Raw genomic sequence first — 22,799 nt, 5'->3', positions numbered from 1 at the left:
TCTATTTATGTTCCCATTGTTATCCGTAATGTTCTTTACAAGTGAAGTAAAAAACGAATTTAGTTCATTAAGCGTCATATAAAGGGTGTAAGGTCATTAACTTTAAAGTCATTTAAAAGAGTGGTGGCCAACTCATATTTTACTTGTCTCACAGAGTCTGGTAATAATGATCTTCGTATTGATGGGAAATTATATATACTGCAATTGTAGTTACTTACATCCTTAAGTTTAAATGTATACTCATTATACTCATCAGGGGCCTGTGGGTTTAAACCTGCTTTTCTAAGTGCAGTCCAAAATATATTTATTTTAGATGCAGTATGTGATCTCAAAAGAAGAACCGTTTCGTTAATCACCTCACCTAATGTTTCACCCTCAGATGAATTAATCAGAAATGAATATACTATGAGAAATAGTTTCTGATTTTCTAAGAAATCCAACTGATATTCACTAGACACACTCAATATTAGTTTATTTTCTTGTATTCCCTTAACTTCAAAATGACTTTCACCTAATTCAAAGTCGTGTCCTTTCCCAAATGGCCCTTTCCAGGCTTTTAATACTTCATTGAAAGTGAAATTTGAATTATTTAACAAAAATTTAAGAAAATGTAACTCAGCAATAATCCCTTGTACTTCATTTCTGGTCAATTTTGCTGCAATCGGATCAAACAATTCAAACCAATCTTTACATAGTGAAATAAAACCTGATTTAATGCTCTTTTTATCCAATTCTTTTACCTGGGATACAATGCTTATGATAAGATCGTTAAAAAGAACTTTTAAACTATCATTTAAAAGAGTTAAAACAATTGTATTTTGCCCATCCAAAAACTGTTCTTCCAATGAAATATTTGCCAACTTCAATGAATCTGTGGGCCTGTTAAACTCGTCAAATGGTAGATGAAAAAATAAGCAAAATTGTAATTGCTCATTTATCCCGTATCGAAAATACCGGGCTGCAGAGTCCTCGAAAAAAAATGTCCTGGGAAATTTCCCTTTATCATTTAATAATGATTCCCAATCTAACTTCATTAAATAATATCGTTTATTTCATTATTAAAATCTTCTGGAATCTCAGTATCCTCATTCTGGGAAATACCCTCATCCTGATAGTCGTTTGCTAAATAGATAGCCCCTGGATCATCTGTTATACTTGGAAAACTTAAAGCATAACCAACAAGGGGAATTAAAGGGTTTATCCCTTTTTCCTTTGCTATACTCATTAGTTCCTCAGTGTTGAAAATGCATTTTAAATCTATTAAATAAATTAGAAGTAGACCTTCATTTTCAGGTCTTACTTTTCTAAAGATCCATCCAGGAATTGTAGTTTTTTGTGAATCTTCTTCTGCTACTTCCTCCGATTTGTTATTTTCCAGGAATTTTTTCTTTTTATAAGCTCGAAAATCACTAATTGCTTTATTTATCTTTTCTGCTGGAAGGCCTAATGATTCATCCATACCAGATGTCATGATATTCATAGATTTCCCGGATGCTCTAAAGATTTGCTCATTTTTCAACTCCATATAGTAACCTCGTTCATCATCTTCCTTTGGAGCACTTCGCTTAGTAAGTTGCAGTTTTATATTATCTTCATCAATAGGATCGCCTGAACCAGTCCTTTTGATTGCAATTTTCCAGTTTGTCAATTTCCCGACTCCTACGCATAGATCAATATAACTAGTTATAAATTTAGTCATAAATGTTTCTTCCAAATAGGTATTTGGAAGATTTAAAAACTCAAATAAAGTATGCTTATTTGTATCAAGAGTATAAAAACCTCCTTCCTGATCAGTAGGTACAAAATTATGAGCATTAAATAACGATTTGAATGCAGTCCAGGATTTCGAAAGTGTGTTCTTTTCAATTTTAAAAATAGTAGATTGTTGAACCATATCCTGGAAAGAAAACCTAACCTCATTTGCATTTTTTAAGATAGCTAAACGTGTGATTTTTAAAACGTCAGGATGTTTTCTAATTCTAAGCTCAAACTCTTTAGGCTTTTTCTTTTGATACTCCATATTCTCAATTTGCTCTTCCAGTTCTGTAAGCGCAGTTGTTATGAAATTATATTTCTCCTCGGTCGAAAAATCTATAAACAGTCTACATGCATCGATGTAACCAGGCCTGTAGCCAAACCAACGCCCCATTTGAAGTAATGCATCATAATAATTTGTATCACGCAAAAAGTAGTTTATTGTGAGACCTTCAAGTGTAAATCCCCGGGATAACCTGTTACCTCCAACAGCTATGTACTTTTTATTCCCTCCATCTGGATATATCAGTTTATCCCCGGTTTCCGAATTAATAGCCTTAACCATTATATTATTAACGGCATTTGGGATAAGTTTAGATATATCATCCCATGTTTTTGGAATAAGCCCATCTGAGTTATAATCTTCAGGTAAATATGAAATTATATTTTCAACCTTATACACAAAGAATTTATTCCATTGTAACCGCAATTTCTCATACACTCCACTTGGATCACTTATATTATCCTTTTTTATTCTACTGGTTATGAAATCTACATATTTGGAGATATTTGTAGCAACTACATTCTGAACAGATATCAATCTGGAAATGTGTACGAGCATGGTATGGTGGTCTGTATATCCAGGAATTGACTGAATTACCGATCTTCTTGAATCTCTTAATGCAATCGAAAGTACAAAACAATCTATTGCATCAATTAATGATTTGCTTAGAGTAGAGTCATTCTCTCCGAAAACCACCACTTCATCTAAATCCAATGTCGGAATGGTCTCTATAAGTGGAATCTTTTTATCACCTTCCCGCTCTCGCCCATTAGAAAAGAAACGTTTAGGCCCGAGATAGGAAGATGGAGTAGCAAGCTTGTAGATAAATTTATCGGGAAAAAGTCCCGGAGAAAGGCTGCATTCAATCTGTTTTACCTGTCCATTATATCTAAATGGAATGACCCAGGCATCCTGTTGTTCCATTGCTCCATGTTGATCCTGTAAAATATTCGCAAAAGGTGTAGCAGTATAGCCCAAATAGGACCTGCGCTTAAAAAGGTCAAGTAATGCCCTCAAATGACCATTTACTTTGCTGGCATATGTGGCCCCTTTATGACCAAGGTTATTAAGTGAGGCATTATCCGCTTCATCATCAATTATTAATAATGACTTATTGAGTTTGTTGTGTCCATGTGGCATAGAAGATTTTAGCCAGTAAATTATGTTGGTTAAGACACTGACATTCTTTTTACAAACTAAAATACGTTGATTCGTAAAATCAAAATTTGCACCTACCAGGGATTTCCTAAAATCTGTGGCGGAAGATGTAATTGAAGAAATCTGATGAATTCCACTTCTGGAAAATTGCTGAATATTTCCCACACCAACAACTTGATTAATTTGATTTCCTAATTCGCCAATCCCAAGAACATCATTATTTATCCGCTTTTGTGTCTGAAATCTAAGATCTTCCATAATACCGGAGAACACAATAATCATATCGTAGCCAGCGTCTATTGCACGATTTATCACTCCGTTAAAGTTCGCAGTCTTTCCAGATTGTACTGACCCTAAAACAAGTCCTTTTTGTAATGAATCAATTGCCTTTTGCGGGTCTCCTAGGCGTTCAATTATTCCTTTTGTACTGTTCTCGGTACTTTGTACCACATCGGATGGTCTCCCAATATTTTTGAGATATTTCGCATATCGATTAAAATAATTCCATTCAATTACATTTTGACGGCTATCAATCCAGCGATCATAGTCCAATCTATCATCAATTGCACTATCTGGTTCTATAGTTGTAACAATGATAGATTTAAGTCTCAATTTAATTTTAGTCAACCACTCTCCTAGAACAGTCTCTTCAATGTTTTCAAAATCGTCTTCAAACATATCAGATTCCCGAAGACTTGAAAAAATTTGTTCTATTGAAATGGTTAACTGTTCTGAAGTAATAGATCCTTGCTTCTTCTTTACCTTGTCTATTTTATTTTTAATAATATCTGCTAGAAATTCCCAAGTCATTAATCCATTGTTAGAGAGTTAATTAATATTTTAATTTTGCCTGTTTGGCCAAAGCTGTCCAGAAGTAGTTCCTTTATTTCCTGTAATGAATAACCGGCTTCTTCATAATATTTTTTTATTTTTAGAATTCTTTTTTCATGTTGATTATCAAAATCTTCGATAATTTCCGTTGTACTTATTTCTCCTTTCCATATTTCGTTTAATTTAGACTCTATGAGTGCAACAAAAATATTTAGGATTTCATTTTTTTCAGTAGAAAGGCCATCCTTAAGCTTTCTGAATATCTCAAATTCAGAATTAATCCTCAACCTGGGCCCATAAGAATTGGTTTCCCTGAGAATAATGGATAATCCTTTCGCATTAGTCATAGATCTTATAACAGCTGAAGCCATTCGTTCACGATACTCTTTTAATGCCTGTGCAGCAACATGATTTACCATCTCCGACATTGCCTTTTTTAAGCCGAAGGGAATTTTTAGAGAAGATTTAGCCACATTGAGATGAAACTCTTCATCATTAATATTTGTAATATCTATTTTTATCCTGCCAAATTGAAGATAAATAGATTTTGGGATTGCTCTAAGCCAGCCTCCATAGTTAATCAGCCGATCATTTCTATAGACATAAATCCCTTGTAACTCTTCCAAAGTTCTGCCTTCAGGCACCCAGTCGGATCCTTTTTCTTTTGCTTCGGTGGCCGAGCGTTTTGGCAATACAATACCCTGAAATTTAACATATGCATCACTAGTTTCCCAAAAGTTCTCCGATACAGTTTGAACACCCCTTACATTATTTGGAAAAGGTTCAAATCCTTCAATCAGTGAATTATTGAGGCGAATCTGAATAACTCCATTTTGTATAAACCGATGAAACACTAATCCTAAATGGCTCCTGAGTTCATCCAGTTCATCATTAATATCATGTTTCTTTATAACTTTTTCGAGTTTATAGAGACAATCCCAAACTATAAGTGTATTTGGCTGGAAATCTATTGATTGTTGATGAAAATTTTTACTTGCACCATAAAATTCCGAGATTAAGGTCGAAACTTCCGCATCGGAATTAATTATTAAAGACCAATTATTTGTTTCCCTTAAATGTTCAACATCCCATGATCTCCCAGAATAAATACTACTACTCTTTTTTGATAAAACAGTAAATTTTCTGGATTGCGAAAATGAGGCTGTTTTCAATCCGAGGCCAAATCGACCTAAGTCGTTTATGCCCCGGGGTACGTCTAAATCTGCACTAGGGAAACGCATATTTAAATTTAGCTCATCAGGGGACATCCCACCTCCATTATCGGCAATAAATAATCGAAGTGGACTTGAAGTGGTATCCAATAATATCTCAATCCGTTTAGCTCCTGCTGCAATTGAATTGTCAACCAAATCCGATATTGCTGTTGATAACGTATACCCCTGTTCCGATATTGATTTAATAAAAAAAACAGGGGGAGGTGATAATATTATACTTTCTTGCATTGATCGCGTTTAAATAACCGATCTTAAATTACTAAATTCTGGGAAAAATAAACACAATATTATTATATATTTCAATTAATTGATATGAAATTAATTTACAATTCTGATTCTCTGTTGTTTGGAACTAATAGTTTATAAACAATTTTGGCAATTTGGTATGCGAGATATGGAGGAACGGCATTTCCAACCTGATGAAATTGTTGTGTTCTACTTCCACAAAAGAAATAATTATCTGGAAAAGTTTGAATTCTTGCAGCCTCTCGTACAGTCAAACTCCTACATTGCACTGAATCATAATGAATAAAATAATGTCCATCTTTAGAAATATGGCTAGTCACTGTTGTTGCTGGTTCATTTGGAATCTGTACCCTGAAACGGTCATTAAATTTACCACTACCAACATTATCGTGATCTGGTTGCAGCCCATACTTTATATAATCCTCCATCCGGGGGAATTTATTAGTTTTAAGAGTAAAAGAACTTGCAAACAAATAACGTTTAAGGTCAAGTGTTAGATGCCCCCTAGAAACATGATGTAGAATTCCTCCAATTTTTTCATCAATAAACCATTTATAAAGAGAGTGTCCAGTTGAAAGAGTATTGCCTAAATAAGGCTTAAACTCTACTCCCACGTTCTTAGGGTAACTTTGCACTGCAACAACTTTTGGAAGCAATTCTCCTAAGTCTTTCCTGAAATTTAAAATTAATTTTTCCCACACCTCAAAAGAATCCTTAATAGTTTTGTAATTCCTTTTCTTTTTAACAGTCCCATCTTCCATAATAATTTCATCTGTATTTATATATTGCCTATAAACACCACTTCTGACCATTGGAATTTGACCTATTATAGATTTCAAATCTACTTTTGTTTTTTTTATTAAGAAATCAGGCTCCTCGTTTATATCTGATCTGATACCGAGTAATATTACACGATGTCTTTTTTGAGGAATACCATATTCTTCAGATTTAATCAAGTAATCACTATGTTTTTTAACTTCAGGAACGACAAGAGAACGAATTCTATATTTACTGGAAATATAATCAGGAAACACAGAAGAAGGATCTTCCAAATCGTCTAATATCTTAGGGAAAATTTTCTCATTATTTACTTCCGCAGATAACAAGCCTTTAACATTTTCCATCACAAAGACAGAAGGCTGATGCAATGCTATAATTCGAAGATACTCTTTATACAAATGAACACGGTGATCATCTTCGGCTATTCCTCCCACCCTTGATCTTCCAGCCATTGAATAAGCCTGACAAGGTGGCCCACCTATAAGCACCCAATCCTGGGCTCCATTAAGCGCGTTTTTTATTCTTTCATCAATCTCGCTTTCAGATGTTTCTCCAAGGATTGCTTGCCATGCTTCCGAATTTGCTTCTTTAGCTTCATCTGGATAAAAACCATATAGTTCATCCAGTGTTATCTTTCGTTGCAAAAATTGATAATACTCATCAGGTAACAATCTATATGGAAACTGACGAACAAACGAACGCAATTTTAGGGTTTCCCGAGCATGAGAATCCTTTTCAATAGAAATTTTAATATTAAAATAACGTTGATTATTATCATCTACGAGAGAACTGAATCCCTCTGCCAACCCGCCTGGCCCAGCAAATAAATCTATGATGGGTATACCCTTATTTAACATTTATAATGAACTGTTGTAACTTTAAACACCTGACACAAAAACACTTACAATCAACAAAACGCTTCACATTTTATTAACCGTGAATTTAATTTAACTACGCTAAGGTATATAATCATTTATATAATGACTAAGATAACTCACTAAGTTTCTCATTAGATTAATAATCAATAAATTACTGTTTTTTTGTTAGGAAAGCTTTAAGAAGTCGATTCAATGTATTTTCAACTAACGTCTTTCTAAGCTCACACTCCCATATTTCAATTACTCTCCATCCAGTTGAGACTAAACTTTGCTGATTGGTCTTATCATTAACTATAGTTTCGTTTATCTTTTTCAACCACCAATCGGTTCTAGTCTTTGGAACAACATAATATTTACATCCCTCATGGCCATGCCAGAAACATCCTTGTACAAAAACCACAGTTTTGTACCTTGGCAATACAATATCTGGTTTGCCAGGAAGATCCTTGACATGTATACGATAACGATATCCGTTCTTGTGAAGGAACTTACGAACTAAAATTTCAGGTTGTGTATCCTTCCCTTTTATCTTGCTCATATTATAGGAACGGATTATTTTAGTGTGAACATCAGTCATATATCAACAACCTAAATCCAGAATATTACACCAAATATACGGGTTTCCTAAAACCTTATCGGACTAACATAAATATGTATTTTAAATAAAGATTTGTAATCCTGCGACCCAAAAGCATACAATTTTACTTCAGTATTTTCGTTGGTTATCCATCTATCAGATTTACTTAACTTTTTGGGAGCATCTATTTTAAAAAAATCAGCAAGTTCACCCTTAGGCTTACTAGTTCCATATCTAGACGATAATAATGTCAATAACTCGCTATACTTTTTTACAAATGCATTGCGAAACATTGATGACGTATCATCAACCTTGTCGAAATAATTACTGACATCCCACTCATATTCCACCGTATGCATCAATGAATCCTTCTCAGTAAAAACATAATTGACAATCAGATCTGGCATACCTTTTTGTACCCTTTTATACATTATAGGTGTTGCCATACCTCCAGGAATAATAACATCACCATCGGTCTCGTATACCTTTCCATTGTATTTCTTTTCTAGCTTTTCAAAAAAGCTCATCTTTTTGCCAACTATATCAGTATTAATCTCCTGACAAAGAACAACATCAATATTTAACAGCAATAAACAAAGCGTAACAAAAAGTAATCTCATTTTTAAATAGCGTTAATTTTTATCAATAATACTTATAATAATTTATAAAATAAATCTCAAACGGTCTTAGCACATCAGAATTTCCCATTTGCAAAGTCAAATGATATTTCTATACTTCTCGCATAAAATCCATCAGTGTGTAAGATCACCAGGAATCATCCTTTCAAATTGCATTCACTCACCTTTATTTTTAAGTATATACTGTTCACACCTTAATAAAATCACTTCTCTATCCTTCATAGGTAGTTGATAGGTCCTTAATTCGTCAAAATGTCCTATTAAACACAATTATATACCCTAAATACTACGTATAAAATAAACCCTCAGCCTATTGTTATTTCAAAACCAATCCGTAACTTACCATACAAACCACTGAAAATGAACTAAAAACAAAAACTATGGGACGCTTAAACAATGGATTATTTGGAGGATTTCAAGGCCGGGTGGGCAACCTAGTTGGCTACATGTTAAACGGGAAATCGGTTATAAGAACAATTGGACATAGCGGAAAACCACTCACCCTTCCCAGAAAGGCCAATTGTCAGAAAATGTCGGTCATCAACGACTTCTTAAGAAACCATTTAAACTTTATCCGTACAGGATTCAGGCTCATCACTGCCGGAACAGATCAAAATTTCTATAACGCGGCGGTCTCATACAATAAAAAACACGCTTTACAGGGCGAATATCCAAACATCAGCATGGATTACCCTAAAGCACTTCTAAGCATGGGAAGCCTGTTAAAAGCAGATAAACCCGAGATTTCCCTTCAGGGAACAGCAGTGGAATTCAAATGGGAAGTCCCAGCAGACCTGGCCTGGAGAAACAAAAATGATCGCGCCATGTTGGTGATCCATTTCCCGGATGCAGACATATCTACCACAGTCATGAGCGGCTCGAGAAGACACGAAGGCAGAGAGTTGGTTTTAATAGACCCAAACCTTGTAGAAAGCCGTATGGAAGCCTATATCTCATTTATAAACGAAGATGCCACAGAAATATCAGAAAGCGTTCATGCCGGCTCCTTAAACCTACAACAAACCACAATAAAAGAAAAGCAGGAAGAACCAAAGTCTGTGATTCAACATAAACCGAAAAAAGCGCCAGTAAAAGCTGATAAAAAGCCCACACAACAAGCGCAAACTTATCAATGGACATCCAGTCAGTTCAATGCTTCAGGAAAAACCTACAATTACAGTTATTCGGTTCCCCCCTATTGAATTTCACCTCAAATTATAAATTAAGAGCAAAAAAAACCGGGAGTATTCCCCCCGGCTTTAGAATTTATTTATCAAGCAAGTCAGTCACCTTGCCGTCTACCTTGTTATTGCCCAATTCCGAATGAACCACTCTTTCAAAAAGAACCCTCTTTTTGTTGCTGTGATAAGCTGGATAAGCTTTATTGGTGGTAATGTTATTGTTCTTAAAAACCAGTCCATCTACGGATTTTGCATAAAGAATTGGCTGATCAAACGTGTCGAACTTGTTGTTTTCGATCTTAATTCCAGAGTGGAAATATTTCTTCTGACCTTTAAGATCAGGGATCTCAGGGTAAATGGAAATCACCGCGCTGGTAAACTGATACATACTGGTCAAAGCATTGATAAATGTATTGTCACGAATGGTGATGTCTCTACAAGAACCAGTCTCGTACCAGCCATTGCTATCACCACAAAGTACAATTGCACTACCCGAAGTATGGTCAAAAATATTATGAGCAACCAATGTAGGCTTTGGCGTACTAAACAATGCGCCTCTAGCTCTATTGTTGCGGATGGTATTTCCTGTAAAAACTACAGATGGTGTCCAGCTTAAATTCTCAATACCAATAGCTGTTTTTGAAGGATCAATTTCCTTATCCAAATCCTTTGTAAACTCAATTTTGAATTCCTTAATCGGATCATTTGGATTAGATTTTATTGGCGTAATAGCTGCAATCGTGTTTTTCGCATCCCATAAATCCATGGTTTTAGATTGGATAAATTGAATGGTATCCTGGATATTTCCCCAGTCAAAACCATAAGATTGACCTTCCATATATCTACCAACTACAGTACGATCGTCCAGTCTTTTCATCATTTTCAGATAAGTACCGTGGATATTGATCGCATCGTCCATCATCCCTTCATACAAACCATTTTTAGAGACAATCGTTCCTTTACAACCAGAAAAATGCGTGGCATCTGCCTGAGTTGTAAAATACCTTGGATCATTTTTACCTCTTAAGCACACGCCAAAACCATCCATATAGATGTTCTCTGTCAGCTGTGCTAAAAGCCCCATACCTTCTGCATAATGTATTTTTACATTTTCAAAAGTCATATCCTTTCCCTTGTGTACGAAAATACCAGGGTTTGGACGGTGCCAGCTTCTCATAGCGATTACTGTTCCAGGAATCAATTGTTTATTTTTCCAATGATGTGCCTTGATCCTCCCAGGAGCAAGTTCGCTTACGCCTTTAGTACCAACCCTGACATCACCGCTATTGAAAACAATGTGTTTCGTCTTGTTTTCAAAAGCGATACCTGAAGTTGGGTTCATCTCCCAACCTTCGCCCAGATTATACAAAGTACTGTCTTTAATTTTATAAGTCACCCATGGGGCAGTTTCATAAATGATGGTTCCGGCAATCGGATCGTTCTCTACAATCTTTACCTGAGTAATCTGTGGTTTTTCAAAATCGATACTTAGATTTTTAATCTTCACATTATCACTCTCGATTAAAGCTAATGGCAACATCCTGCCATGAAACATCAGATCAGCACCATTACCATCAAAGGTCAGGTTTCTGAAAGCCACCACATCAATTCCAACCGTTTTTGGGTTATCCTGATCATGATTAGAGATATAATAAGTTCTTTTCACCGCACCTTCAGGATAAAAATCATACTTACCCTTTTGGAATTGAATCACCACCGCATCCTGAGCAGTAGTCTTACTTTTAATTTCTTCTAAAAATTTTCCTAATAAAGGAGTAATGTTTTTTCCGGTGTTCGGTTTAATGCCATAAGCAGATAGCTTATAGACTTTGGTACGTGTTTGTGCGGTTAATGGCAGTATAAAGCTGAAACTCAATAAAACCAGTAAGATCTTTTTTTTCAAGGGGTTTAAATTAAAGAAGTGTTCATTGTGGTTAATTTGACGGAGTAGGCTATTTAAAAAATAGGAGCCAGCCTCAACTGAGCTCCTATAATAACCTACTTCTATTTAAAACCGGAAATTCGGTATTAATTTTATGAAAACAACTATGCTTGGCAATTAATAGCCTTTGTTCTGGTCATTTTTTAATAAAGGATTTAAATCCATAGCAGTTTGTGGAATCGGCATCAGCATCAATCGATCATTCCATTCCTTCTTAACTACAGAGTGACCGTTTGGTGCGAACGTTTCTCTGTTCATCACCGATGCAGCATAAGTAGCTCCATAGCGACGAATATCATGGAAACGGTTGCCCTCTCCTGCCAGCTCTATTCTTCGCTCGTTACGTACGAAATCTAAAGCAGCAGCCTTTGATGGCATTGTAGTGGGTACATTAGGCATCCCGCAACGATCACGCAAATCATTTAAAGCGACCTGAACATCAGCATCCCAACCCGTATTTTGGAGACGCGCCTCGGCATAAGTGAGCAATACTTCTGCATACCTGATCACCGGGAAGTCATCTCCAGACCAGCCTTCACCAGGATAAGCGATATAAGGTTCCAGAGAAACCAATTTACGCCAGCTATAACCACTGGAGGACTCATTTCCATCGTTCACAAATGCTGGTTTCCAACGGTAATAAAACGGACCGGAAAAATCTGTTTCATGCCAGCCTTTAAAAGGGAATAAAATCGAAGCATACAAACGGCTATCTCGGTTACGAAACTCTGTCATATATGGAGCGTCTTTTAAATTAAGGCCAGGTACTTTAGCAATGTATTGTGTCTGATCCAAACCAGCCACCGATTGCTCCATCGCTGCGAAGTTAGTCGCCCTTGTTTCTGCTGTCACCAAGGGTCTTACAGTTTTGCCATCCACATCCCAATAGGCATCCACCAAATCCTGAACTGGCTTCAATGAACTATAGCCAGAAACCAGCTGACTAGGTCTGATATACGTATAACGTTGAAAATCGCTTTGCTTGAGATCAGCCACATAACTTCTGGTCACCACATATTCAAGGTTATCAGGCTTTGCATTTTTACCATGCCATAAAGTCTCATAACTAAAAATTCCCTTCACATATTTGTCCTTGTCGATCCCTTTGGCTGCGAAATCAATAAACTGATCCATCTCATCTGCCTCTTTTTGTTGGGCAGCATCCAGGCTTGTCACACGAAATAACTTGTGTTGTCCTTCAGTAATCACAAGATTTGCTGATTTTTCTGCTTCAGCAAAATTGCCAAAATACAGCGCTGCCCTTGCTCTTAATGCCAAAGCACCTGAACGGGTAATCCGGCCTTTTTCTTTTAAATATCCACCAGTATAGTTTTTTGGTAGTATTTCGGCAATCTCTGCCAATTCATCCAGGATAAATTTCTGTACTTTCTCTACCGGATCTCTTGGCAAAGGAGGCGCATTGTAAGGCAGTACGGTAGTTACCAATGCTACTTTACCAAAATAGGATGTTAACCTCAAATAAGCAAAAGCACGCATAAATCTGGCTTCAGCTTTCATTCTGGTACGCAAGGTTTCATCCATGTTACAGCCTACTACCTTTTCCAGAAAGTTATTTTGCATGCGGATACCTGTATAATCATACCCAAAATCATCAGATAAACTAATGGCATTAAGTTGGGCAGCTTCAAAAGGGCCTTCCCATGATTTTTGACTATGACTATTATCGGTAGCCAATTCGATATAACCATCAAAACCTGGAAGCTGGCTATAGCAGGAGTTTAAGCCCAGCCAGGCATCTTTTTCTGTTTTCCAGAAGGTTTCCGCAGCCACTTCAGATGGTGGTACCACGTCCAGTTTTTTACATCCTCCTAAAAAGATAAGTACAGATGAAGCAATGATGATTTTATTTAAAAAGATTCTCATAATTCGTTTTTTTTCTACAGTTACAAAGTGATATTAAGCCCAACAGATACAGTTTTAACACCAAGCCCTAAAAATCTTGCGCTGGCAGTTTCCGGGTCAAAGTCTTTCATTTTTTTATCGGCACGGATGGTAAACATGTTCTCCATATTTATAAAGAACCTGGCCGTAGAAACACCATATTTTTTTAATAATTGATCCGAAAGTTTATAACCAAAAGCAATGTTTTTAACACGGAAATAATCGGCATCAAATAACGAAAACTCTGAAAACTCTCTGTTGTAATTGTCGAAAGTACCACCACCATAAATGCGGGGATAAACCGCTTGTGGATTCGGATTTTCTGTTGTCCACCTTTTCAAATGAAAAGCTCTGGCGTTCCCACCTTCAAAAAATGGCACCAACGCATCATTTTCAAATCCAACCTTGACACCGCTTACCCCTTGTCCGAAAGCAGCAAAATCGAAGTTTTTATATTTTAAACTGATATTTAAACCATAGGTATATTTCGGTACATCATTGCCAATGATCGCTCTATCCTCTCCGGTGATGTCACTTTTCCAGGCTACATTTGCTCTTTGTGGTACATACTTGATATCACCAGCCTTAGGAACACGGCCTAATTTATAGTATTCTCCTCTGTCGATCTCTTCCTGCGAATACAGTCCGTCAGTAACATAACCATAGTAAGAACCGATAGATTCACCAACTTTATAAATGTATTTGATTTTATCACCCCAATTCTTGATCATGTTGTCGGATTCGCCCAAATCAGTGATCTTATTGCTGTTCACCGACATATTACCACCAATGGAATAGTCGAAATCGCCCAGTTTATTTCTATAATTCAAGGCAAGTTCAAAACCTTTATTTTGTAGTTTACCGATGTTCTGAGAAGGATTTTTGATTACACCTACTTCAACAGGAATGTTGTATTCCAATAAAATATCACTCGTATTTTTAACATAATAATCTGCACTGACAGACAATTTATTGCCTAACATTTCCAAGTCAATACCCAAATCGGTGATGGCCACTTTTTCCCAACCCAATCTGGTATTTGCTGGTTTCTCTTCTCTAATGCCAGGAACAATCTGATCTTCAAAATTGTATCCGATATTGTTGTTATAGGTCTGAAAATAATCGTAGTTACCTACATTATTGATATTTCCCAAAACCCCATAAGAACCTCTTAGTTTCAAGAGATTAACCCATGTGATTTTTTTCATGAAAGCCTCCTCAGAAACCAACCAACCGGCAGAAAATGAAGGGAATACTCCCCAACGGGAATCTTTGTAAAATCTGGAGGAACCATCAGTTCTAATGTTCGCCTCCAGCAGATAGCGACCTAAATAACTGTAATTGATACGTCCAAAATAGGAAGCAAGATTATATTCATGGATACCTCCACTATTCAAATGATCTCCAGCTGCTGATGAACCCGCTGATAAATCTTTTAAATCGTCGGTAGCGAAATTCTTTCGCAAAGCAGATAGGGCTTCAAATTTATTTTGTTCATAAGAAGTTCCCCCAAGTACGGTAAAATCATGCTTCTGATTGCTCCAATTGTATTTTGCAGTAGCCGTATATAGCAAACGGGAAGTATTGGCCCAGACCATTCTCATTTCATTAATGGTAGATCCTGTACCTGGGATTTCAGCGCCAGTGAAATAATTGCGGGCATTGTCCTGCAAACCTCTGTAATTCTTACGCTTTCCATCATTACTGGTATAAGACCCTGAACCACTAACGGTTAATCCTTTTACAGGTTTCAGGTCAAACCCCAGATCAATAATGGTATTGACAGAATCCGCATGCGACCAGTCGTTTTTGTTTAAATTCCTTAAAGCATTCCCATTGATGTAATTTTGAGAAGCAATAACTCCTCCGTTTATCGTACCCGATTCGCCATTAGATTGACGTGCCACCATGGTGGAAGGCACATTGATCATTTGTAAATTTGAAACGGCCCCTTTTACACGATCGTTTTGCGTATTGATATAAGAAACATTGGTATTCAAGGTTAACCAGCTCGTTACATCCGCCGAAACTTTGGTTTGAAGGTTGTAACGTTTACTATCCTGACCCGGCATAAACTGATCGTCATAAAGATAGCTCAAACCAGTAAAATAACGGATCTTATCTGAGCCTCCACTAAAATTCAAAGAATGTTGTGTGGTAATCGCTGATTTATCAAGTACTAAATCCATCCAGTTGGTGTTAGGATATAAATCAGGTTTCGAACCATCTTTAAACCAGCCAATTTGCGCTGCAGAATACAAAGGCGCAACGCCACGATTGGCAAGTCCCTCGTTGTACAATTCCGCGTATTCCCATGAATTTAGAACATCCGGTCTGTAGGTAGAAGATTTAGCACCGGCAAAACCATTATAAGAAATGGTCATCTTTCCTTTTTTCCCAGATTTGGTGGTCACCAAAACCACACCGTAAGCTGCACGGGAACCATAGATTGAAGCCGAAGCCGCATCTTTAAGAAAGGAAACTGATTCTACGCTATTTGGATCCAGACTGGCAAAAATCCCCGAATTGGAGATGACACCATCAATCACAAATAATGGAGCAGAGGCACCCAAGTTACCACGACCACGAAAATTAATTGATGGTGCTTCACCTGGACGCGCAACTATAGTCACACCCGGAACTTTACCCTGTACCGAAGCCATTAAATTGGTATTGGAACGGTCCTTAAGGTCCTGGGTACTCAATGTTGCTACAGAACCAGTAAGGTTGACTTTTTTCTGAACACCATAACCCACCACTACTACTTCACCCAATTCCTGCTTACTTTCCAGCAATTTGATGGACAATGTACTTTCGTTGCCAATAGTGATCTCCTGTTGAATAAAGCCGATCATTGAAATTTCCAGGACATCGCCCTTTTTGACATCGATACTAAAAGCACCATCTGCATTGGTAGATACTGCTTTATTAGTACCCTTTACTTTTACCGAAGCACCAATCAAGGGCAAGCCCAGATCATCTACAACCTTTCCCTTTATAGGGGCCAATTTTGCCTGAGCTGCTACATTTTGAAAAGCTGTTGTTTTCAGTGGTTTGATGATGATGGTTTTACTTTCAATTTCGTAACTCAGGGGTTGATCTTTAAAGATATCTGCTAACACTTTTTCAAGTCCTGTATTTTCTACGTTAATGGTTACTGGGTTGGCATTTTTAAGCAGATTATCTGTATAGAGAAAGTTATAACCGCTTTGGGATTTGATTTCTCTGAAAACTGTTTTTAAAGCGGCGTTTGATTTAGAGAGACTTATTTTTTGTGCAAAACCGGCTGCACTGACCTGCATCATCGATGCGATTATGAATACGGTAGTTAATCGCATAATTAATAATAATTTTTGGCATAAGCGTTGGTAGAGCCCAAGCTTCCCCGGATAATTTTTATACATTAGTTTAAGGTTTGGTTAGTTGCTTTCTGCTCCTTGTCGTCGAAAACTATGGGCATTAAGCAATATGATTTAATTATTGATATCCAAACTCAACCGGAGGTGTTCCTAGCACCTCTGGTTCGTTTTTATTTTGATTAGTAGTTGTTGCTTTATCGTAAGTTTCCCCTCATTTTTTTAGTTTTTAATATGAATTGTTGTGGTTAGTTTTTAAGGATTGGTGATACTGCTGACGTAGATGGTATTGTCCGATATCCTGAATTTTACGGTACCGGTACGTTCCAGAACTTCCAGCACCTTGGATACTTTTTCGAATCTGGAAACAACTCCTCCAAATTTCTCTGTAGATTTTTGTCCTACATAAACGACTTCTACATTATACCAGCGTTCTACCATTTTCATTACGTTTTCAATAGATTCACTTTCGAACATAAACTCGTTGTTCTTCCAGGCCAGATCAAGCATTTTGTCGGCAGGCCCTACTTTAAATTCTCCTTTTGCATTCAAGGTAGCCCTCTGCCCAGGTTTTAGGATTCTGGAAGTCGAGGGGCTAGACACTGCTACACTACCTTCTACCAGCGTGGTTTTTATCGGTTCATTTACATACCCCTTTACATTGAAAGCTGTTCCCAGGACAGTGATTTTCTGCTCTTGTGTTTTCAAAACAAAAGGATGATTTTTATCCTTTGCCACCTGAAAATAGGCTTCTCCTATCAGTTCAACCTGACGACTCTGGTCTTTTGTAAATGAAACAGGGTATTTTAATTGCGAGGCTGCGTTTAACCAAACTTCCGTCTGATCAGGCAAGCGCAAGCGATAACTTTCGCCATTGGAAGTAGACAGAATATTAATTTTATTGGGGGCTCCAGCTACAGGCTGAGTGAGTTCATAAATTAACTCCCCATTTGCCGTTTTAGTAATCGTTACCCCGGCTTCTTTAGCCAGCGTTCCACTTGAGCTGCTACCCAATTTAATTCTTTTTCCATTGGCCAGGGTTAATGTGGCCCCAATCGAACCTGGATCTACATCAATAGTTTTGGTATTTTGCTGTTTTTGATCCCGCTCTGGTTTTGCGAAATAAAACCAACCTGCACCTACGGTCATCATTACCGTGGCAGCAACCGCAATTTTGGGCCAAAGCCTTGTGCTTTTAACCGAGGGCTGAATTGCCTCAAAAGTGTTTTTTCTGATGAAAGCAAGATCTTCAGCAAGTGCTTCTTCAGAAATCTCTACCATTTGATCGATATTCCAGCTTGCATACCAGGTTTCCAACAAAGCCTTTTCCTGCTCGTTGCATGCCCCCTGATCATACTTAAGAATTAGTGCCTCAATTTCTTGTCTGTTCATGTATTTTTGTGGATGCATAGATTTATCCTAAGCACACAAACACTAAAGACAATGCAAACCAGCCTTGGGGGTAATGAAAATGAAAAAAATTATAGCATTAAAAAAAACATCGAACCCAGTTTAGTACGCAGCATTTTTAAAGCATTGTTCACGGTGGTTTTTACCGTCTGTTCTGAAATATCGAGCTGAGTAGCAATTTCTCTATGAGACAGGAATCCCTTCCTGCTCAACTCAAAGATTTCTCTGGTTCGGGGAGGAAGTGCAGCAATTTCCTGATCTATGATCACGGTTAACTGTTTTTGACGCACTAAATGGTCCGTAGAAAAGGTTTTTTCAGTTTCAAGATACTGGATGGCAGAGACGTAGGCATCATTCAGTTTTTTCTTCGTCAGCAGGTTAAATATCCGGTTGCGCACCGACATATATAAATAACCCGAAAGTGTGGTGCTAATGCGTAAATATTTCCTTTTAGACCAAAGGCTGCCAAGTAGCTCCTGTATTAAATCCCGGCATTCTTCCCGTTCCTGCAGGCGTTTAAAGGCGTGAATATAAAGAGGGCCATGGTATCGGTCGAAAATTTCAGCAAATGCCACCTGATCATCCAACTTCAACAAGTCTACTAATTCCTGATCTGTATAACTACTGTAGTCCCCCATTTATGAATCCGAATCGAAACTACATAAAAATAATAACTTATTCCAGGGCCCTCTTTTATTATAATGCGGTCAGCTGTATCAATTCGCCAGATTTTGTATCAAAAACAAGAGTATTACCCGATAGCAATTCCGCCTTTTGTCCATTCCGAAGCAACTGCAATTTCTTCCCAGGCCATGGATTGTCGATCCTGCAAGTTCTTCCGGCTTCACTTATTAATTTCACTTCCAGAATTTCGCCATTTTTTAGACGACTACTTACTAAAAATGCACCATAAGCCCTAAGTTTTTTAAAGCTTGCGTCTTTGCTTCTATCCCAATTGGGAAAAATTCTGATGGTCTGCTCATAACTCTGCATCATCATTTCATTGATCGTTAAAGGAACTGCCGACAAGGTTTCAATGCCGCCGCCCCCCGCAGTAATCCATAAATTGGGTAGGGACTGGACATTGATCCTATCTTTTAATTGTTTCAAAATCTCTTCCGAATTATAACCTACCCTGACTGCCGCCGGAAAACAAGTTTCAATCCCATTACCCAGGGTATTGCCCCATTCTCCTACACCCTTCATTCTTTCCTTCCACCTCCCTACATCACTCAGCAAAATCTGGTTAAAAGCTGAATCTGTTTTCGGGCCGCATACGCCACCAGGAAGGATCAATCCATGGATAGAAACCCTCGCCAGGCCGTTTACACCGCTATGCCATGCCGAAGGACTCTTCTCTACGCTCTTCAAACTCAGTCTGCCACCCGCTTCGGCCACGGTAAAATCACTCATATGTGCTACAATGTGCTTCCATTTAGGAATTCTGGCTGCATCTACATTTAGGAAAGTACTGACATCAATAATGCCCTTAAAAAGCATTTTCACCAGGCCTACAGAAAGTGTAGAATTGAAATCACCCAGTTGATCACGCCATTGCCCTTTATTTTTCAAATTGGGCATCACCTCTCCATAATGGTCCATGTATATCACATATCGGCCATTTTCAAATTTTAGATAGTCTTCCCAGAAATTGGCACATTCCAACAAATAAGGATAAATCTTTTGTGAATAAACCTGGTCGTACGTACTGTAAAAGCGCATCAGCATATTGCCCACACTAAATACGGCATTGATCTTCTGCCCCAAAAACTTAAAGCCCCCATCTATCGTATTTTCCTTTGTTGCATAGCGCTTTTCCATCTCCTCCGGACTTAATGGCCAACGTGTGGTAACGAGGCCTTTTGGTCCAATCCCAACGGGGTAATAAATCCCTTTCTGTTGGAGTAATGTTTTTGCATGTGCCTTTCCTTTGGTCATATAATCCAGCAGAGGCTGATCAAAATTATCGGTTTCATCGATGTGGTTGGAAGAATAGGCCGCCCAATAGGGTGCCTGATAATTATAATTGAGGTGATAATCTCCACCCCATGCAGTAGAATCACGTGTTACAAAAGGCCCCCAAATCCCTGGAGCAAACTTGTTTCCTCGGGAAGTAGCACCAAATAAATATTGCGAAGCGTAATAATATTTTTCCAGAAAGGGATCACCGATTTCTACTTTTGATTGCTCCCAAAAGTCCTTCCACCAGCCTTCATGCGCAGCTTTCATTTCAGTAACCTTTTTTTCTGTTAGATCTTGAGCTTCTTTTATCGCTGCTGCTTTCCAATCTTTCCGATCATGATTGGTATAAAGGGTAACCGTTAGGATTACTTTTTCATTTGCTTTCAACTTCACACGACCATCCTTTTCCAGGTTTGCTCCTAATACCTTTAAGGCCAATGCCACATGCGAGGACCATTCCAATAAAGGTGTATTCTCAAAAGAACGAGTCGCCCAGATCACTTTTCCATCAATTCCTGCTTTATTCACAGCGGTATTTCCTTTCGGAGTATTCAGATGTAGTTTCAATTCACAGTCTTTATTGGAGATAAATTCGGTCATTACCGTATTATGTGTTGCCGTTACCCAGGCATTCAAAGAAACTTTAAGATCGTCTTTTGTAAATTCTCCTTTGATCAGGGCTTTATCCTGCACCTGCTCAGCATAGTAATTAGCGCCTTTAAGCGCGCTAATATTTACCTCTAACCATCCTGGCAGCGCAATTCCGCCACCGGGATAAACCGGATATGCCCGCCAGAAATCATTTTTGCCCAGATAAAAGCTCAGCTGATCCGGATTTCCTCCAAGCGTTAAGCCTATGTCACCGTTTCCAGCTAATGGGCCATCAGGTGTTTTTGCTGTTGGTATATTTTGAGGTGCCTGGTGAAACACCGCCTTGTATTTTCCTGCATAAATTTCCTGCGCAACTCCAGGCCTGTAAAAGCACATCAGAAGGCCCAGAAACACCAAGCAGCTTTTCCTATTCTTCATATCTCTAAATTAATTCCCAGCAGCATTTAAGGCTGGAATGTTTATCATTTTACGATCAATCATTTATTGGTTTCAGGAATTTAGCGGTAAGAAGGATTTTGAAAATCAATGCCCATCTTATCCACTTCTGATTGGGGCACAGGCCACAAATAGTGTTTATCTTCAAACACACGAACCACATTCCCAGGATCTCTTTTACCGTTCATCACCGATTTTGCAATCTTCCAGCGCTTGATGTCGTAATACCTCAAACCTTCAAAAGCCAGTTCCACCCGACGTTCGTTCCGAACAATATCACGTGTGAGCACTGCCTTTGGAGGCATCGCGATCCCTGGCCTTGCACGTACGTCATTTAAGGCCTTTAACGCGGTCGGATCGGTACTTGTTCCTCCTCCGATTTCAGTCATCGCCTCTGCATACATCAACAAAACATCTGCAAAACGAAGTTTAACCAGTGCCTGCTCGCTACCTGTTAAACCGGAATTTCCATCATTTACGTTGATGTTGATGTATTTACGAAGACCTAAATTATTCACTGAAGGAGATTCCGCTCTCCCCTTATCTACATTGTTAAATCCGATGGTTTTATTATAAGCCCATGGTGCTCCAGGTGTAAAAATGGTTAGCTTTAAACGTGGGTCTCTATTTTGATAAAAGTCGTTGCGCATCCTGTTGTTCGGGTCATAAGAGGACGGAACTATGGGTGCCACAGCTGGACTGCCATCGCTCATTTCGTAGGCATCGGCCAGACTATGCATGGGTACCATGGCAAATCGGGAACCATAGATCAGATCCATATTATGCACGGCATTAGGACTCAAAGCCCTCACCGAAAATAGAATCTCCGGATTGTTATTTTGCGCAGCAAAAAATATCCCTGAATAGTCTGAAGCCAAAGCAGCTTTCTTTTCATCCATCACCAGTTTAGCCGCGGCAGCAGCTTCTGGCCACATTTCATTGTACAAGCAGATTCTTGCTTTAAGTGCCAATGCAGAGGCGCGTACAGGATGCCCGTTGGTATAGGAAACATTTGGTAAGCCTGTGATGGCCTGATCCAGGTCCTTAAGAATTTTGGCCACCACATCAGCTTTCGCTGATTTTTTTACTTTAAAAACATCAGGCCCAAAGCCCAATTCTTCGGTAATCAGTGGCAGATCTCCATACAACATACTCAGTTCATTGTAGAAAAATGAACGTAGAAAATACGCTTCCCCCAGCATCCGGTTCTTGTCCTCTTCCGTCAGATCAGGTACCCGATCAAGATTGCCTAAAAACCAGTTACAACGGGCAATCCCACGATAACCTTCGTTCCACATCCTCGCAAGGATTCCACCGGAAGAAGAATTGATCACACCTCTTGAGATGTCTGTATAACCATCAGCAGTAGAATTGCTATAAGCATTATCACTCAGCGACTCAAACTGCATAGAAGAGGATGCCGTGAGGTCAATGGCATATCCAGGAGTTCTTAAGGTGCTATAACAACCTGCCAGAGCAAGTTCTGCGTCTTTTTTAGAGGTCCAAAACACTTCATTTGTTAATTTATCAGTGGGTTGTTTGTCCAGAAAATCATTTTTACAACCCACAAGAAAAATGATTGAGGCCGCTAATAAGGTGTATTTTATTGAGTTCATAT

General features: G+C 38.2%; 14 protein-coding genes. 1 reads left to right on the top strand and 13 read right to left on the bottom strand.

Features of this window, described 5'->3' with window-relative positions; translation table 11 throughout:
* Positions 1–74: 74 nt before the first annotated feature.
* The 6 genes from R2Q94_RS07480 to R2Q94_RS07455 form a co-directional block, all read right to left on the bottom strand.
* Positions 75–1,034 carry a PD-(D/E)XK motif protein gene (locus R2Q94_RS07480; RefSeq protein ID WP_316820827.1) on the bottom strand — a complete coding sequence of 320 codons (960 nt, stop codon included), beginning with the start codon at positions 1,032–1,034 and terminating at the stop codon, positions 75–77.
* Positions 1,034–4,006, bottom strand: a complete 2,973-nt coding sequence (locus tag R2Q94_RS07475; RefSeq protein ID WP_316820826.1) for a Z1 domain-containing protein — start codon at positions 4,004–4,006, stop codon at positions 1,034–1,036. The genes R2Q94_RS07480 and R2Q94_RS07475 overlap by 1 nt, the downstream gene beginning before the upstream one ends.
* Entirely contained in the window at positions 4,006–5,490 is a 1,485-nt protein-coding gene (locus R2Q94_RS07470) for an ATP-binding protein (RefSeq protein WP_316820825.1), read from the bottom strand. The genes R2Q94_RS07475 and R2Q94_RS07470 overlap by 1 nt, the downstream gene beginning before the upstream one ends.
* Before the next feature lie 95 nt (positions 5,491–5,585).
* A complete protein-coding gene (locus R2Q94_RS07465) occupies positions 5,586–7,145 on the bottom strand; it encodes a DNA cytosine methyltransferase (RefSeq protein ID WP_316820824.1) in 1,560 nt (519 codons plus the stop codon).
* Between the two features lie 172 nt (positions 7,146–7,317).
* On the bottom strand, positions 7,318–7,743 hold the full coding sequence (locus R2Q94_RS07460) for a very short patch repair endonuclease (protein ID WP_316820823.1): 426 nt from the start codon (positions 7,741–7,743) through the stop codon (positions 7,318–7,320).
* Positions 7,744–7,790: 47 nt separating this feature from the next.
* On the bottom strand, positions 7,791–8,363 hold the full coding sequence (locus tag R2Q94_RS07455) for a hypothetical protein (RefSeq protein ID WP_316820822.1): 573 nt from the start codon (positions 8,361–8,363) through the stop codon (positions 7,791–7,793).
* A gap of 398 nt (positions 8,364–8,761) precedes the next feature.
* Here R2Q94_RS07455 and R2Q94_RS07450 point away from each other — a divergent pair, with 398 nt between their 5' ends.
* Complete coding sequence (locus tag R2Q94_RS07450) at positions 8,762–9,583, top strand: DUF6266 family protein (protein WP_316820821.1); 822 nt, start codon at positions 8,762–8,764, stop codon at positions 9,581–9,583.
* Between the two features lie 64 nt (positions 9,584–9,647).
* Here the strand turns inward: R2Q94_RS07450 and R2Q94_RS07445 are convergent, their stop codons facing one another.
* From R2Q94_RS07445 to R2Q94_RS07415, 7 genes are all read right to left on the bottom strand, one after another.
* Complete coding sequence (locus R2Q94_RS07445; protein WP_316820820.1) at positions 9,648–11,465, bottom strand: right-handed parallel beta-helix repeat-containing protein; 1,818 nt, start codon at positions 11,463–11,465, stop codon at positions 9,648–9,650.
* A 156-nt stretch (positions 11,466–11,621) separates the two neighbouring features.
* Positions 11,622–13,388 (bottom strand): RagB/SusD family nutrient uptake outer membrane protein, encoded by a 1,767-nt coding sequence (locus R2Q94_RS07440; protein WP_316820819.1) that lies wholly within the window; start codon positions 13,386–13,388, stop codon positions 11,622–11,624.
* A 20-nt stretch (positions 13,389–13,408) separates the two neighbouring features.
* Positions 13,409–16,744 (bottom strand): TonB-dependent receptor, encoded by a 3,336-nt coding sequence (locus tag R2Q94_RS07435; RefSeq protein ID WP_316820818.1) that lies wholly within the window; start codon positions 16,742–16,744, stop codon positions 13,409–13,411.
* Positions 16,745–17,017: 273 nt separating this feature from the next.
* The gene (locus tag R2Q94_RS07430) at positions 17,018–18,154 is read right to left on the bottom strand and encodes a FecR family protein (RefSeq protein WP_316820817.1); all 1,137 of its coding nucleotides are present in this window, start codon (positions 18,152–18,154) and stop codon (positions 17,018–17,020) included.
* 89 nt (positions 18,155–18,243) lie between these two features.
* Positions 18,244–18,810, bottom strand: a complete 567-nt coding sequence (locus R2Q94_RS07425; RefSeq protein WP_316820816.1) for an RNA polymerase sigma-70 factor — start codon at positions 18,808–18,810, stop codon at positions 18,244–18,246.
* A gap of 58 nt (positions 18,811–18,868) precedes the next feature.
* Complete coding sequence (locus tag R2Q94_RS07420) at positions 18,869–21,163, bottom strand: glycosyl hydrolase family 95 catalytic domain-containing protein (protein ID WP_316820815.1); 2,295 nt, start codon at positions 21,161–21,163, stop codon at positions 18,869–18,871.
* A gap of 80 nt (positions 21,164–21,243) precedes the next feature.
* On the bottom strand, positions 21,244–22,797 hold the full coding sequence (locus R2Q94_RS07415; RefSeq protein WP_316820814.1) for a RagB/SusD family nutrient uptake outer membrane protein: 1,554 nt from the start codon (positions 22,795–22,797) through the stop codon (positions 21,244–21,246).
* Positions 22,798–22,799: the final 2 nt, after the last annotated feature.

Source organism: Pedobacter gandavensis (assembly GCF_032678465.1).
Classification (GTDB): Bacteria; Bacteroidota; Bacteroidia; order Sphingobacteriales; family Sphingobacteriaceae; genus Pedobacter; species Pedobacter gandavensis_B.
Note: the sequence above shows the minus strand (reverse complement) of the source record. Positions and strands in the feature narration are given on the sequence as shown.